We start from the raw sequence: 15,734 nt of genomic DNA on the forward strand, positions 1-15,734 counted from the left end.
TTAAAATTCACCACTTGAGCCGCCACCGCCGCCTGTGCCACCGCCAAAGCGGTCGGTAGGGTGTTGTGCAGGGGTGGGCAAGTGCGATGTTGCCTGGCCTACTATTAGCGCTTCAATATTTATTTTATCAAAATCGTTGCATTCTTCCGGTTCTGCGTAAGTGATGCCGTTACGTGGAGTTTTCAAATATTTGATAATGGTGTAAGATGCCGCCAGTAATATTATCCCCGCAAGGGTAAGCATAGCTTCTATGGGCAGCAAATGGTAATAGTTGCGGAAACTAGCTATAGATGCCGCCGCTAAAACCATCCCCAATCGCAAGAACATAGCACTTTTTTTACGGATGCCCAGTAAGATATACGCTACAGGGACCAGCATGGTCCAGATCCAGAAGATAAAACCAAATGGGATGCTAGTGTGCGAATCGTTCAGGTTGTTAAGCATATTGTTCAGGCGGTTTACCACAAAATAGTTACCTGCCGCGTAAAGGGTTAGCAGGCTGATGATCTTAGCGTAATCAATGCAGCTTTCATAGTTAATATTCCTTATATCTTTGCCCAATTTATTTATTAAATAAAATACCGCACCTGCGGCTATCATCATCATAAAAGGCATTGTAGCTAAACCGAAAGACCCTGCCTTTGCCCAGGTAAAATACACTACCGCGAAAAATGCAATGCAAGCTACTAAGGTAGTAAGCACATCTGCAAAACGCAGGGTTAGGTAAATGCAGAGCAGGCAGATGATGATCGCGCATGGCAGGTTATCACCATCGGTTAAATACATTTTAGAGATCATCCAGATAAACCCGCCCCCAAATAAACATGCCGAATAATAAAGCAAGGCGTTATCAACCCCGGAATGGAAATAGCGGTTTTCTTTAACAAAAAACTCTAATGCCCCATAACATACAGCGCCCAAAAAGATGGGCCAACCCGGCGAATCAATCATGTGTGTGCTTAAACCAAGTAAGCTAAAAAGCCCTGTAGCGAACGAAGCAATTACAAACGTTAGGATAAATAACCCCACGCGTATTACCAGGCGTGGCAAATAAAAATAAAAAGGGTAAGCTGTTTTAACAGCTATAAATTCTTCGGGCGTTATGCTGCCTTCCCTAAGTTTATCTTTTAGCCCATCAACAATGCGCATATTATGCACCCATTCTTTATTATAGATGATCATCGGCCTTAATTTTATGGTTAACGTGTATAATAAGATATATCAACCCCACGGCCGACAGTATAAAAAGCAATAACAGTAATTCAAAAGTCCCTTCACTGGCCCTGCTGGTAGCTATTAGTTTTACAAGCAGGCAACAGGTGGCAAAGTAACCGTACAATATGCTTAGCAGTGCAAAGTAAAACGAATGCTCTTTAAAGCCATCAAGGTAAATGTATAACGCTAAAGCAAATGCTGCAAATAGCCATAAATAACAAAAAATGCTATCGTAATACTCAAAAAAACCTGCCAGTATAGCAATAAAAGTTACATGCACCCCATAATGATGGTAGCTGAATTTGAAGTGCCGCTTGATATTTAACCGCCCGGTAAGGTAAGCCGCCGCAAGTAATATTATCCCGAAAAGTACGTAGGTGAAAATAATATCCTTATTGTTGAAGGTACCGTAGGCCAGCAGCGTTTTTGGCGTGACAGATACGCCCATCCACAAGGCTAAACTGGCTATAGCCATACTCAGGATGCCCAAGTGATCGAAGTAACATGCGATGAAGAACAAGGCCAGCATGGGGATGAAGGTTGCCATACTGTAGTTAGTGCCAAATACATTGTATTTAAACTGCAGGTAGCCCACGAATGTTACCATACTAATGCTGCCCAGCAGCAAAATATAATCAAAGCCGGTATTGGGCGCTTTTACCTTACCCGGGCTAAACGGTAGTTTGTTTTTGAAGCAGTATGCAAAGCAACCAATACAGATCAAGGCAATAAACGCCAAAATAACCTGGTGCCCTATAGTATCGATGTTTTTGTAAACAAGCGTACCTAAACCACCCGATAGCAGCATTACGCCGAGGTAAAGCAATATTTTTAATTCCCAATGAACAGAGAATAGCCGGGTGGCGTGTTTTTCCTTTATTTTTTCAAACGACTCATCGCTGATGAAGCCATCGGCGTGTAGCTTGTTGTAGATGTTGTTTTCCAATATGGTGCGAGGTTTATTGCTTTATAAAGATAGCAAAGTAAACATCGCAGCCAATAAAAAGGGGCCGGGCATTTTTTAAATGTCCGGCCCCTCACACTTAACTAAACAAAGGTTATTGTAATTTTATTTCTACACGGCGGTTTATTACACGGCCCGCTTCGGTAGCATTTGATTCTATTGGTTTGCTTTCGCCATAGCCTTTTGTAGCTATGTTGTCTGCAATTACACCAGTGTTAACCAGGTAAGTTTTTACCGCGTTAGCACGCTCTACAGAAAGAAACATGTTATGCTCGTCGCTGCCCTCGGCAGATGAATTGCCGTTCAGTATAAACTTAACGGTTGGGTCTTTCTTCATTTCGGCAGCTGCTTTATCCAACGCGGGGTAAGCAGCTGTTTTTAAGATGCCCGAGTTAAATTCGAACTGGATGTTTTTGAAATTATAGTCGGGTTTTTCAACCGGGGCTGGTGGCGGTGTTGGTGCCGGCGGTGGCGGTGCAGGGGTTGGCGCAGGTGCCGGCCTGGTTTCTACAACAGGTTCCGGTGCTTTAACAATGGGCTTTTTTGCCTTACATGCCGGCAATACAGCTATGGCGGTTACAATTACGATGGGTAGGTAGAATGTCCTTAAAAACTTCATGTTTTGTTGGTTTGGTAAGTATAAAAAACGTTTTCGGCAGGCCGATATTGTAAATATATCAATTACAGGCACATTGGGTGCTAAATTTTAACATAAAAATCTTGCAGCTTATTTATTTGGTGTACAACGAAAATGGCACATCGTGCCAGGTAAATGGCGGCCTTTTAAATGTGCTAAGCTACAATAGGTTTTATAATTCGCCCACAACAATTTTTAATTGTACTTTAGAATAGCTAAACCCTAATCATCCTATATGGAAATTATATACGTAATACTTTTACTGGTTATCATTTACCTCTTAGTAACCAATAAAAATTTTTACAGCAGCAAAATCAACGCGCTGGAAATGCGTATTACGGAACTGCAAAGTTTTGTAAAAAAAAACAGCCTGGACAAGCCTCCTGAAGAGGCCAAACAAAGCCAGCAAGTTTCCCCGCCTGTAGTTGATTATAAATTTCTCGAGCCTGTTCCGGCCAAACCCGTGCCATCGGTGCCTGTTACAGTTGAACGGCAAAAAGAAGTATTCACCGATCATGTAGAAAACATAAAACGACCAGCTACGCCAATTAGCGCCATCGCGCCACCAAGGCCTGTTTACCACCAGCCCGAGCCTCAACCATCGTTTTTTGAGCGCCACCCCGACTTGGAAAAATTTATCGGCGAGAACCTTATCAACAAAATCGGCATCGCTATTTTGGTTTTGGCCATTGGCTTTTTTGTGAAATACGCTATTGATAATGACTGGGTTGGCCCCGTTGGTCGTGTAGGTATTGGCGTACTGTGTGGCGGGATATTAATAGGTATAGCGCACCGCATGCGCAATTCATACCAGGCATTTAGCTCGGTATTAGTAGGCGGGGGGTTGGCTGTATTATATTTTACCATTACGCTTGCCTATCACCAGTTTCATCTGTTTAATCAAACGGTATCTTTTATCATTTTGATTGTAATAACCATTTTCGCGGTAGTGCTCGCTTTGCTTTACGATAGGCAGGAACTCGCCGTTATCGCCTTGGTAGGCGGCCTCGCAAGTCCGTTTATGGTGAGCAGCGGGCAGACAAATTATAATGCCCTGTTTATTTACCTCGTAATTTTAAACGCGGGCTTGTTGGTAATAGCCTACTATAAATCGTGGCGCATATTAAATGCTACGGCGTTTGGCCTAACTGTAATTGTGTTTATGGCGGTGCTTACATCCCTAAGCGCGCCAACCTACCATACCGGCTTTTTACACGCCAGTATTTTATACCTGATGTTTTTTGGTATCAACGTAGCCAATAATGTTAAAGAGAATAAAAAATTTGTAGCCTCCGATTTCACCATCTTGCTTATCAATACCGCGCTTTATTTTTCGGTAGGGATTTACCTGCTTACCGTAATGAATCATGAAAACATGCTGGGACTGTTCTCAGCAGGTTTAGCGGCAGTTAATTTACTGCTATCATTCCTGATGTTCCGTAACCGCAAGGTTGATACCAACATCCTTTACCTATTAATTGGAATTACGCTTACGTTTATATCGCTTACTGCACCACTACAACTCAACGGCCATTATATAACGTTATTTTGGGCTGCGGAGGCGGTACTGCTTTATTGGCTATACAAGAAATCGAAGATCCAACTTATGAAACTGACCTCCCTTATTGTTTGGGGTGCTATGATAGTGAGTTTGATGATGGATTGGAGCCATGTGTACATACCAACTAATACAATGATTATTATTGCTAACAAAGGGTTTATCACCAGCCTAGTTGCCGCAATAGGATCAGCCCTGTTATATCGTTTGGTTAAAATGGATGATGAAGAACAGGTGTACGGGTTTGCAATACCGGCAGATCTGTTTAAAATTGCCGCCTTGGTACTGCTTCTTCTGAGCGGATTTTTGGAGATAAACCACCAGTTTTTAAACCGATATGCGGATACAGAAGTTAATATTTTGTACCTGATGCTTTACGTACCGGTGTTTGAATACGTGTTTTATATGCTATCAAAACGGATTGAAGGTATCCGGCTGGATTGGAAAATAAGTGGTACAATTATAGCTGCTACCATTGTGGCTTACATCATTTGCCTAGTAAACCTTTTTAATATGCAGTATGTGATACTATTACAGCATAAGGCATCTCCGGTTCATTTTTGGGCTAACTGGATAGCAACTATTTTTATAGGCCTGTTATTTTACCAACTGATACAAATTGTAAAAGAGAACCTTGACGAGGCCACGAAGCAAATTGCTACCTGGGTATTGTCGGGCGCTATCGTTTTATTTTTGAGTGTGGAGCTTAGCCTGTTTAGTAATATGGTGTTCTTTTCTCCGGCAACAACTATCGATCGTGTTGAAACCGTTTATAACAAAGTTGGTCTTCCAATTTTATGGGGACTGTCATCCTTCGCACTGATGTTTTTGGGGATGCGTAATAAGGTGCGTACCCTACGTATAGCATCATTAACCCTGTTTTCAATAACTTTGCTTAAGCTGTTTATATTTGATATACAAGGCATACCTCCCGCAGGGAAAATAGCTGCATTCTTCTGTTTGGGGGTGCTGCTGCTCATCGTGTCGTTTATGTATCAAAAAGTTAAAAAAATTCTGGTAGAGGATGAGGATAAGAACAAAACCGAGTAAGGGTTTATTAACGATATTATTATTTGCAAACTGTATTAGCTTGTTTGCACAGCATTCGTTTAAATACAGGGCGGATATTGGCAGAGTAGATACAGCCGCCTTTTATCGTATTAGCTTATCGCCAAAAGTGTTGGCAAAATGCCCGGCCGATCTGGCCGATATTCGCCTGCTGAACCAAAACGGCAAATTTGTGCCTTACATGTTTGGCAGCCGTTTGCCTGTAAAAGCACAGCAATATTTTACAGCGTTCCCGCAAGTGGATTTGCCCGGTAAGCAAGATACTATGACCACCTTTACAGCCGAAAACAAGGAAAGGTTAACCATCAACCAGCTTAATTTGATCATCCGCAATAACACGGTAGACCGGAGGGTAAACCTTGCCGGTAGTGACGATCTTACGAATTGGTATGCCATAAAAGAAAACATAGTGCTGAGCAAGGCAGGTGAGGGGAGCTATACCCACAGTACATATAGCCAGGTACTTAATTTCCCAAACAGTACGTATCGCTATTTTAAGATCCAGGTAAACAATAACCGTAAGGATCCTGTGGCTATACTGATGGCAGGCGTTTATCAAACAGAAACGGTAAAACCGGTTTATGTTAAATTACCCAATGTGAAATTTATCCAGCAGGATACTGGTAAGCTAAGCCGTGTATTTATCACTTTTGATGAGCCATACCCGGTTAACCAAATAAAGCTAAGTGTAGTGGGTGCTAAATATTACAAGCGCGCCATAAGCATTTACAGCATTGCCGGTAAAAAACGTAAACTGCTGGCCGATACCAATATTGCATCTGCGGATGCCAATGGTTTAAATATTACCGCCAAAACCAAAGCCATACAATTAGATATTTTTAACGAGGATAACCCGCCGTTAAAGATCAGCGATGTTGTCGTCTATCAGTTAGAGCAATCGCTTGTGGCTTACCTTAACAAAGGGAACAATTATCGTTTATTGTTTGGCGATACTGTTGCGAGCGCACCCGTTTACGACCTGCAATTTTTCGCCGATAGTATTCAGCACAATATACCCCAGGTGTCGGTTGGCGATGTTGTTGATAACCCCTTATATCAACATAAAGCAGCAATTGTAAAATCGCATTTGCCGGCATGGCTAATATGGGTAGCTATAGTTGCGGTGTTGGCCTTGCTGATATTCCTCACCCTAAAAATGACCAAAGAAGTTAGCGCCCGTAAAAACAGCGAAGGATAGTAACCTTTATAATTTATTTGCACAGGTTGTGGAGATGGCTAAAAAAAGCTTTTAAAAAGGGTGATTTCACCCTGTTTTAAATTTCGGCTTTTACGTTGCTTTAAATCCGATATCAAAAGTTATTTACCTCATGAACTTACGTAACACCAGGCATATCATTATAAAAAACACCAAGGGCAGCTTTTTAGTGCCTACGCATAGCTATATAGAACAAACCGGCAATGTGGTAAAAGTTAAATTTACCTTCGACAAGAATTTAAGCAGCCCCGAATTTGAATATGTTATTGCCGATAACGAAGACGGCTACATCCGGATGGTTACCTCAAAAGGCATCGGGTTTAATTCGGGCTCCCTATTCGACCAATTGTTTGTGTGGTTCGATTTTATTATCAAAAATTAAGCTGACCGCAGTTTGGCTATCGCCTTGTCCTGCGTTTTAGCCATCAATATCACCATGCATATCGCACCTATCATGGCGTACAGCATGTCCGATTGGGTATCCCAAACATAACCCTGCGTCCCCAGGAATGAATCGCCGGACTAACCTGACGCAGTATATACAAACCACTCTAAAAACTCGTATAGCACGCTAATTGTTGTGCAAACGCAAACGATTAAAAACGCCATCCAGTTTCTTTTTTGGATCACGCCAAGGCGGATGAATAACTCGCGCGTGATCATAGTGTTACTGGTAAGGATAATTTATTAATAATGGTTAACTTAGATATTAAATAAAAGCCTTAAAATTATCGTTATTGGTGTTGCTGCTTACGGGGCTGTTCTCAGGCTGTAAAAAAGATGGCATTAATTATGACGGTTACACGCCAAACCTGCCCTCGGCTAATAACAACGGTACCGAACCCGGCAGCGGGAACGGTGATGTAGGCACGGCAGAGTACTATTTTAAAGCTAAAATAAACAGCATACAACTTAACTGGCCGGTTGATGAACAACGCGCCCACTGGGCCGAAGGTACGAGCAACGCTACCGAGATAAACCAGGATGTTATTACAGGATCATACGGCGGTTCGATAACCAATGCGGAGGTGTTTATGGTTAACGAGCCGCGCATCACTTTTTATTTTAAAACGTTTCATATTGTTGGGTTTAATGACCGGGTACTGGCCTTTGAGAATTTTGTTAAACCCGGGGCGCAGGTTTACGCGCCAAACGGCGACCTGAACATCGGCACTAAAAATATGTTTGTGCAGTATATTGATAAGAATAAAATAGAATATACTACCGGGGGCTTCCAAACAAACAGCTTTTTAAACGTAATATCAACAACTATTGTACCCGCCCAACCCGGTGCGCCCGAGCGGATAAAAATAAAGCTTAAGTTACAGTGTACGCTACGGCCTAAAAGCGGCCCCGCTATGCAATTAACTGATGGCGAAGCAGTGATCTATATTAAGCTCGACTAACCCTAAATTGTAAGAACTACATGCCGATCTTTTACTACCCCACTAATATTTGTTGTTTTTAAGCTGGCCTTTATTGCTTTGCTTATTTATTTTGAGATAGAAAATAATTAAATTATTGCTAAAAGGCGATAAATACCTGTTTTTTTATAGCTGTATACATCTCATATAAAGGTTTGTTCAACCCTGTGCAAGCCTTTTCCTTTTGCGTCCCTTTACTAACGATGTCGGCGGTGTGCTTAGTGCATGTTCGCTAAGGCATCAATAACAAATTCACACAATTTTTCCACCTAAAACTTAAATCATTATGTCAGCGTCAAGCGACACTATGCAAACCCTTTCCGCACAATAGTACAATGCGATGGTAACAGGCCTGCAACTCAGCAACCAACAATTTCAACTTTTCCAGGGCACGGGCACAACGCCTAAAACATCCCAGGACCTATGGTCTATTTTTAATGCCGTACCACCGTTGTCGGTAAACAATTTTTACGACCCAAGCCAGGCCAACAGCTTTGCTTCTGACTACGGCCTGATCCTTAGCTCGCTGGTAACTGGCAGCGATTCGGATTTCCAAAACTGTATGGGCGATTTTTATGGGCAATGGCTTACTTATTTTAAAACAAACGTTCCAAGTCCGTTTAATGCCTCTACTGTATCTGATGTATTTAATACCTGGGTAATGATAAACGCACCAAGCCAGGCCGGATGCGTATCTGCTTTAACAAAAGCATTTATTAACCCGGTATTGTATGCTACTAAAATTTTTGCGGGAGCTAATGTAAGCTTAAAGCTGCAATCGGTTTCAAAGACCATATTATTGCAGATTGCACACTATTTGCCCGTAAACCCCGATAGAGCCATCACCAGTAAGGTGGTTAACAAAAAAATTTTATATACCCTTACAGCCAATACATCCAGCCCGGCCGGTAACCCTATTTTGATTGGTGTGCTACTTATGCCGGTTAATCTTTTGTACTGGCGGTAGTTTGGGGGATATGATTTGGCTTGGGTAGTTTACACAATTTAGATAGGAGTATATGACTTTTAAAGGCTTGTACTATATGGACGCCGGTGTTATTGATCAATACTGTAATTATTCAAAACCCCACCAAGCGTTTTGTTTTGGTGTATCACCCAAGGTATAGGGTTCGCCAATACGGGGCATATTTAGCGGGATATCCAGTTTTTTAGCAACGGGCAGGAGCTTTTTTATGGCTTCATTCCAGGGGTGATCGGCTTCTACAAACTTAGCCCAGTGGATGGGTTGTAGCAGATCGGCCCGCAGGTCAACCGCGGCTTGGGCAGCTTGCCCAAACCATAGGTGTGCCCAGGGGAAGTTTGGGCTATACTGCCCGCACTCTAACAGTGCCAGGTCAAAAGGGCCATATTGTTGGCCAATTTGTTTTAAAAATGGGCCATAGCCGCCGTCTCCGCCGTAAAAAATGCGGTATTCGCCGGCCTGTATCACATAGGATGCCCAAAGCGTTTTGTTTTCTTTTGAATACGTGCGGTTGCTTTTATGCTGCGCCTGGGTAGCGGTTATTTGTAGGCCACCGGGCAGCGTGGTAGATTGCCCCCAGTTCAGCTCAGTGATCTTCTTTGGATCGAACCCCCAATACACCAGGTTTGAACCTACACCCATGGGCACAACTGCCATTTTGATACGGTTTTTCAGCTTTTTAAGCGTGCGATAATCCAGGTGATCGTAATGGTCATGGGAGATGATCAGCACATCTATTGGCGGCATATCTTTGGCGTGGTAATGTGTAGTACCCGCAAATGCTTTCATCAAGCCGGGAACCGGCCCTGCATGGTTGCTAAAAATGGGGTCTATAAGAATGTTCCCCTGCGCGGATTTGATGAGCAAAGAAGAGTGGCCAAACCAGACTATGGTAGGTGCCGCGGCCGTTAATGTATTCAAATCTGTTTTAACCCAGGGCAACACGCGGAAAGGTCTTACGCTCCCGGGATGGTTACGAAGAAAAAGTAAGCGCTTTTTAATTGTGGAGTCAGACCGTTCTGCCAGGTTTTCAAAACTTCCATTTTTATAATTAGGCAAGGCCTGTAACCGCGCAAGTTCTTCGCCCACAGGATTTTTACCTACCGATTGTACTACACCGCAGCCTGCAATGGCCAATAGCAAAAAAGCAACTATCCAAATCCCCCAAAACCTGTATTTCATACTTTATTAATGAAAATAACGTTTGGTATGGCTAATTATTTTATGAGTTGTGCAACGCAAACAACATCTGCCGGTGGATAAACAAAGGTTTAGGGCAATAAATTCAGTGTAAACCCGCTTTTATACACGTTTTTAATCACCTAATAATATTACACTACACTTGGCTTTTTAGTTATCTCAAAATCTTCCTGGTGGGAAAATATACGCCCATCGTACTCCCAGTCAAGTAACAGTTTCCATTTACCTTCGTTACAATCGTTCACGGGTATTTTCAGCAAATTATCTTTAGAACTCTCCACTTTCATCCGCAGACATAAACCCCCAATGCAATTAAGCGGCGATAAAATGACGTTCCCCTTCACCGGGTGGTTAAAATTAAATGTTATCGTTTTCATAATGGTTGAATTTAAGTGCTAATTTAATTGCTGGCTATCAATATAAAAATGACTACGGTCACCATTGGTTTTTTAGGCCCGATTGCAAAATTAATAGGTATTAGTGTGTGCCGTTAAGATTTTAAAAAATGTGACCTCTGTCATATATTTACGGTCTCTGCGTCATTCATTTGATGTACTAAATAGGCCACTTTTGTTATATAAAAATCAACAATATGGCAACCTTAACAAACACCGCCGCTCAATGGAGCCAAGTTTCTTTAGCTAACAGCAACAGTAAGTTATTAACAAAAATAACAGCTTGGGCAGATGGCCAGGCTCCCAACCGCACGCTATGGTTTATGGTATCGTTAATAGCCCAAGGCGTACTGTTTTTACCTATTCCTGCTGTTTTGCTTTATTATTTTAATGCGCCGATTGCTGTGCTGGCGGTAACATTAGGGCTTTTCTTTTCTAACATTATCTCAGGTATGGGCGGTGCGGGTATCCGTGTTATGCTTGGCTTTTTTGCTGTTAGCATCCTTGCGCATTTATTAATGATACTGGTATTTACGATATAAATTATGATCCCAAAAACAATGAAAGCAGCCGTTATCCATCAATTTGGGCAACCGCTGGTAATAGAAAATGTGCCGGTGCCAACCCCGGGCGATAACCAGGTATTGGTTAAGGTAATAACCTGTGGCGTTTGCCACACCGACCTGCACGCCGCAAATGGCGACTGGCCCGTACAGCCGCAGTTACCGCTTATACCCGGGCACGAGGCCATGGGCTACGTGGTAGCCTTAGGGTCAAACGTAAAAAATGTAAGCATAGGCGATATAGTTGGCGCCCCGTGGCTATACAGCGCATGCGGGTGCTGCGAGTTTTGTATAACCGGCTGGGAAACCCTTTGCGAAGAGCAAAAGAACGGTGGTTATAGCGTTAATGGCGGTTTCGCCGAATATGTTGTTGCCGATTCGCGCTATATAGCCCATTTCCCAAAAGGGATAAATTTTGCAGAAATGGCACCTATAATTTGCGCGGGCGTAACTGTTTACAAGGGATTGAAAGAAACTGAAGTAAAGCCCGGCGAATGGGTGGCTATATCCGGCGTTGGCGGCTTAGGGCACCTGGCGGTACAATATGCAAAAGCTATGGGCATGCATGTTGCCGCCGTTGATATTGCCGACGATAAATTAGCACTGGCCAAACAGCTTGGTGCACAGCTTACTGTTAACGCCCTTAATGAAAACCCGGGCGAAGTATTAAAGAAAGCTACGGGTGGTATGCATGGTGTATTAGTTACAGCCGTATCGCCAATTGCTTTTGAACAGGGGATAGGCATGCTGCGCCGCAAAGGTACTATCGCTTTAAACGGTTTGCCAAAAGGTAGTTTCGATTTGCCCATATTTGAAACGGTATTAAACCGCTTTACCGTGCGCGGGTCTATAGTAGGCACCCGGAAGGATATGCAGGAAGCCATCGCTTTCGCGGTTGAGGGAAAGGTAAAGGCAGACGTACATACCGCTAAACTGGAGGATATCAACAATATTTTTGATGATATGCGTAAGGGAATAATTACCGGTAGGGTGGTGCTGCAGATAGCAAGCGAATAAATTTATATAATGCAATAACAAAGAAAGGCTACCCAATTGGGTAGCCTTTCTTTGTTATTGCCCGTAGATGCTTAATAGTTGGGGATGTGGTTCATCCTTCTATAGCCCGGCAGTTTTAGCGCATACACATGCTTTGCCAACACATTTATTTTGTTGCCATAGATCGAGGTTTTTAATGGTTTGGTTGGCTATACCTTGCAGTGCTTCGCGGGTTAAATAAGCTTGGTGCGGGGTTATCAATACATTATCAAACTGCAATAGTTCTTCAAGTAATTCATCTTTAAAACTATCTTTTTCATGATCTTCAAAAAACAGGCCTTTTTCAAATTCATAAACATCAAGGCCCAGGTAACCAACCTTGCCAGTATAAATAGCCTGGATAATATCAGTAGTTTTAACCAAAGGCCCGCGCGAAGTGTTAATGAGCATTACCCCGTCTTTCATTTGGTGTAACGACTTTTTGTTGATGATATGCTTCGTCCCATCATTAAGCGGTACGTGTAACGATATAATATCTGCATTGGCGTATAAATAAGGGAGGGTTACCTGTTCAATAACATTGCTGCCTTCGGGGAAATTAAGGTCGTAACCAATTACGATACAGCCCAACCCTTTAAAAATTGCTGCCGTTGCCAGGCCTGTGTTGCCAAGGCCTATTATGCCAACCGTTTTGCCTGAAAAGTTAAACCCCATTAAACCATTGTTGCTAAAATTAAAATGGTGGCTATGCTCGTTAGCTTTGATCAGGTTGCGGTTTAGCGCGAAGGCAAGTGCAACTGCATGTTCTGCGATAGCCTCCGGCGAATAATAAGGCACGTTGGCAACTTTTATGCCGTGCCGGCTGGCGGCTTCCCTGTCTATATGATCGGTACCTGCAGAGCGAGTGGCAATATATTTTATACCAAGGCCGGCCAATTTTTCGATAACCCCCGCAGAAACATCATCGTTTGTAAAAACAATGATCCCGTCCTTGCCTTCTGCATAGCTGGTTGTTTCTATACTCAGTGGGTTTGATATCAGGGTTATTTCGTGTTTTTTTTGATTTGCTTTTGAAAGAAACTCTTTCTCAAACGGTTTTATACTATATGCTACTACTTTCATCCTTAATAATTTATTTTTTAAAATTATAGCCAATAGCTGTTACTTTAATTGAGCGCGGTCAGCCACAAAAGTGATTCTCGTCAGTTTTTCATTTTAGCGATCCGTATTTCATCAAGTACGGTAACCAGGCTGCCCTTTTTTTCTATAAGGCCCTCGTCCTTAAAATCTGTTAGCGTTCGGCTTACGGTTTCGGTGGCCATGCCTGTCATCGCGGCCAGGTCTTCACGGCTTATTTTAAACCCTTCCGAAGTATCATTTTGCTTATGTAAGCGTAATAAGGCCTCGGCCATGCGTTTACGTACCGAATTATAGGCCAGGTGTAATAATTGTTCCTCTTTATCCCTAACATCGTTAGCCAATATATTAATAAATGTGCGTGCAACATCTGGGTATTGGTTGATCATTTCGTCCAGCTGTTCTTTTGGTATCAGGCAAAGTTGGGAATCTTCCATGGCGGTAGCTGTGTCGGCATATGGTTCGTTGGCTAACATGGCGTTTACACCCAGGTAGTCATCAACAGCATGTATCCCTGTCATCAGTTCGCGTCCGTCTTCGGCAAGTTTTATGGTTTTGATCTTACCGCTTAATATGATGTAGAGCCCGTTACCTTTATCGCCATCGTAATAAATAATCTGGTTCTTTTTAAACTGTCGGCTCTTGCGTTCGGTTACAATACGCTTAAGTTCGGCCAGCCCATTGTTTTTTGATAGCAGGCTGTTTAACTTTTCGAGCGGGTTACTGTAAAAACTTTCCTGTACCACTTTCTTTTTTAGCCGGGTTTCTATGGCGTTAAGCAGCTCAATATCGTCAAAGGGTTTGGTCAAATAATCGTCGGCACCCATTTCCATACCTTTTCGCAGATCAACACGCTCGGCTTTGGCCGTTAAAAATATAAAAGGTATGGTGGCGGTTTCGGGTTTTTTGTTTAGCATATACAATACGCCGTAGCCATCCAGATCGGGCATCATAATATCGCAAAGGATAATATCGGGTTTGTTTTTAATTGCCAGGTCTACCCCAGCTTTTCCGTTACTTGCCTGTAATACGTTAAAATCTGCCAGTTCTAATATCTCAACAATATTTTCCCTGATATCGGTATTATCTTCAATAATCAATACTTGCTTACTCATATTTTATCAAAAGAAATTGTAAACGATGTGCCCTGGTTAACGTCACTTTTAAATGCTACGGTTCCCTGCATTAGTTGAGTATAACGTTCAACAATGTTTAACCCCAGGCCTGTACCCGGTATGTTGCCAGTGTTGTGAGCTCTAAAGAATGGCTCAAAAAGATGTTTTTGGTCTTTTTCGGGGATGCCAATGCCGTTGTCTTTTATAATGACGGTGCAACCTGTTTCGCTTATCTCGGTATTAAACTCTATAAAAGTATTTTCGCCCGAATATTTGATGGCGTTGGCTATTAAATTAAATACACAGTTTTTTAGCAGGTTTTGATCCAATTTTACCATACTCTCTTTACCGGTATGCTGATAAATAATATGCTGGTTTTGCTTAGCTATCATTTGCATTTCTTCGGTTATCTCTTCAGCTAATTTAACAAGGTCAAATTCCGTAAAAGTGGGTTCTACTTTGCCGGCTTCAAGTTTTTCGAGCGAAAGAAAATCGTTTAAAATAGTGGTGAGGTTACCTACCGCGTTTTTTATCTTACCCACATGTTTGGTGATGTTATCGCTGCTAAAAGCCTGTGCATATTTATCAACCAGCGAAGCCGATAGTTGTATGGCGCTTAAAGGTGTACGAAACTCGTGCGATGCCATAGATACAAACCTGCTTTTTAACTGGCCCAACTCTTTTTCTTTCTCTAACGACAAGCTTACTTCCTCTTTGGCACTTTGCAAGGCCAGTACCGTTTCTTTTAATGATTGGGTGCGCTCTTGTATCAATTCTTCTAAATGTGCGGCGTAATCCTTTAATTGCTCTTCTGCTTCCTTTTGCTTGCTTAGATCATGTATAAAGCCGGTATATATTTTTCGGCCCGAATAGGCAACCTCACTCACCCCTAATCTAAACGGGAACGTAGTGCCATCTTTACGCAAACCGGTTACCTCACGCCCTATGCCAATTATATGTGGCACGCCGGTATGCTGGTAACGCCTAAGGTATTCGTCATGCTGGGTACGATCCGGAGGGGGCATCAGGAACGAGATATTTTTGCCTACAACCTCTTCAGGGGCGTAGCTAAACAGCGTGCAAGCGGCGGGGTTAATAGTTTCTATTAATCCCCTTTCGTCTATTGTAATGATACCATCAATGGCATTTTGAATGATCGCTTTAAGCAATGCCGCGTTTTCCATAGGCTAAGTTATCTCTTTACAACTAAAATCCCGCAAATATCATGACCATGATGATTTGAAAATGTAATATCATTCATTTC

15 protein-coding genes and 1 pseudogene are annotated in these 15,734 nt (G+C 42.5%); 7 read left to right on the forward strand and 9 right to left on the reverse strand.

Annotated elements, in window-relative coordinates:
• The 3 genes from NAF17_RS01460 to NAF17_RS01470 all read right to left on the reverse strand — a co-directional run bounded on the left by NAF17_RS01460 (position 1) and on the right by NAF17_RS01470 (position 2,798).
• Positions 1 to 1,182, reverse strand: coding sequence for a hypothetical protein (locus tag NAF17_RS01460; RefSeq protein WP_252756199.1), 1,182 nt, complete (start codon positions 1,180 to 1,182; stop codon positions 1 to 3).
• Complete coding sequence (locus NAF17_RS01465) at positions 1,169 to 2,161, reverse strand: DUF2157 domain-containing protein (RefSeq protein WP_252756200.1); 993 nt, start codon at positions 2,159 to 2,161, stop codon at positions 1,169 to 1,171. The genes NAF17_RS01460 and NAF17_RS01465 overlap by 14 nt, the downstream gene beginning before the upstream one ends.
• Positions 2,162 to 2,273: 112 nt before the next feature.
• Positions 2,274 to 2,798: an OmpA family protein gene (locus NAF17_RS01470; protein WP_252756201.1), complete on the reverse strand. Its 525-nt coding sequence runs from the start codon at positions 2,796 to 2,798 to the stop codon at positions 2,274 to 2,276.
• Between the two features lie 253 nt (positions 2,799 to 3,051).
• Here NAF17_RS01470 and NAF17_RS01475 point away from each other — a divergent pair, with 253 nt between their 5' ends.
• From NAF17_RS01475 to NAF17_RS01485, 3 genes are all read left to right on the forward strand, one after another.
• Positions 3,052 to 5,424 carry a DUF2339 domain-containing protein gene (locus NAF17_RS01475; RefSeq protein ID WP_252756202.1) on the forward strand — a complete coding sequence of 791 codons (2,373 nt, stop codon included), beginning with the start codon at positions 3,052 to 3,054 and terminating at the stop codon, positions 5,422 to 5,424.
• Positions 5,425 to 5,464: 40 nt separating this feature from the next.
• Positions 5,465 to 6,640 (forward strand): hypothetical protein, encoded by a 1,176-nt coding sequence (locus NAF17_RS01480; RefSeq protein ID WP_252756203.1) that lies wholly within the window; start codon positions 5,465 to 5,467, stop codon positions 6,638 to 6,640.
• A gap of 130 nt (positions 6,641 to 6,770) precedes the next feature.
• Positions 6,771 to 7,040, forward strand: coding sequence for a hypothetical protein (locus NAF17_RS01485; protein WP_252756204.1), 270 nt, complete (start codon positions 6,771 to 6,773; stop codon positions 7,038 to 7,040).
• Here the strand turns inward: NAF17_RS01485 and NAF17_RS01490 are convergent.
• A pseudogene (locus NAF17_RS01490) lies at positions 7,037 to 7,321 on the reverse strand (DUF2238 domain-containing protein). The gene NAF17_RS01485 and the pseudogene NAF17_RS01490 overlap by 4 nt on opposite strands.
• 74 nt (positions 7,322 to 7,395) lie before the next feature.
• Here NAF17_RS01490 and NAF17_RS01495 point away from each other — a divergent pair.
• Both NAF17_RS01495 and NAF17_RS01500 read left to right on the forward strand, forming a co-directional pair.
• Positions 7,396 to 8,064, forward strand: coding sequence for a hypothetical protein (locus tag NAF17_RS01495; protein WP_252756205.1), 669 nt, complete (start codon positions 7,396 to 7,398; stop codon positions 8,062 to 8,064).
• 358 nt (positions 8,065 to 8,422) lie between these two features.
• Positions 8,423 to 9,049: a hypothetical protein gene (locus NAF17_RS01500; RefSeq protein WP_252756206.1), complete on the forward strand. Its 627-nt coding sequence runs from the start codon at positions 8,423 to 8,425 to the stop codon at positions 9,047 to 9,049.
• Between the two features lie 108 nt (positions 9,050 to 9,157).
• Here NAF17_RS01500 and NAF17_RS01505 read toward each other — a convergent pair whose 3' ends face one another.
• Positions 9,158 to 10,246: an MBL fold metallo-hydrolase gene (locus NAF17_RS01505; RefSeq protein WP_252756207.1), complete on the reverse strand. Its 1,089-nt coding sequence runs from the start codon at positions 10,244 to 10,246 to the stop codon at positions 9,158 to 9,160.
• 149 nt (positions 10,247 to 10,395) lie between these two features.
• Positions 10,396 to 10,641: a hypothetical protein gene (locus NAF17_RS01510; protein ID WP_252756208.1), complete on the reverse strand. Its 246-nt coding sequence runs from the start codon at positions 10,639 to 10,641 to the stop codon at positions 10,396 to 10,398.
• Positions 10,642 to 10,856: 215 nt separating this feature from the next.
• Here NAF17_RS01510 and NAF17_RS01515 point away from each other — a divergent pair, with 215 nt between their 5' ends.
• The gene (locus NAF17_RS01515; RefSeq protein ID WP_252756209.1) at positions 10,857 to 11,201 is read left to right on the forward strand and encodes a hypothetical protein; all 345 of its coding nucleotides are present in this window, start codon (positions 10,857 to 10,859) and stop codon (positions 11,199 to 11,201) included.
• 18 nt (positions 11,202 to 11,219) lie between these two features.
• A complete protein-coding gene (gene adhP / locus NAF17_RS01520; protein WP_252756210.1) occupies positions 11,220 to 12,239 on the forward strand; it encodes an alcohol dehydrogenase AdhP in 1,020 nt (339 codons plus the stop codon).
• A gap of 99 nt (positions 12,240 to 12,338) precedes the next feature.
• Here the strand turns inward: adhP and NAF17_RS01525 are convergent, their stop codons facing one another.
• The 3 genes from NAF17_RS01525 to NAF17_RS01535 form a co-directional block, all read right to left on the reverse strand.
• Entirely contained in the window at positions 12,339 to 13,340 is a 1,002-nt protein-coding gene (locus tag NAF17_RS01525; RefSeq protein ID WP_252756211.1) for a 2-hydroxyacid dehydrogenase, read from the reverse strand.
• A gap of 80 nt (positions 13,341 to 13,420) precedes the next feature.
• The gene (locus NAF17_RS01530) at positions 13,421 to 14,470 is read right to left on the reverse strand and encodes a response regulator (protein WP_252756212.1); all 1,050 of its coding nucleotides are present in this window, start codon (positions 14,468 to 14,470) and stop codon (positions 13,421 to 13,423) included.
• The gene (locus NAF17_RS01535; protein ID WP_252756213.1) at positions 14,467 to 15,654 is read right to left on the reverse strand and encodes a PAS domain-containing sensor histidine kinase; all 1,188 of its coding nucleotides are present in this window, start codon (positions 15,652 to 15,654) and stop codon (positions 14,467 to 14,469) included. Before NAF17_RS01535 ends, NAF17_RS01530 begins: the two co-directional genes overlap by 4 nt.
• Positions 15,655 to 15,734: the final 80 nt, after the last annotated feature.

Source organism: Mucilaginibacter aurantiaciroseus (genome assembly GCF_024055595.1).
In the GTDB taxonomy this organism is placed as follows: Bacteria; Bacteroidota; Bacteroidia; order Sphingobacteriales; family Sphingobacteriaceae; genus Mucilaginibacter; species Mucilaginibacter aurantiaciroseus.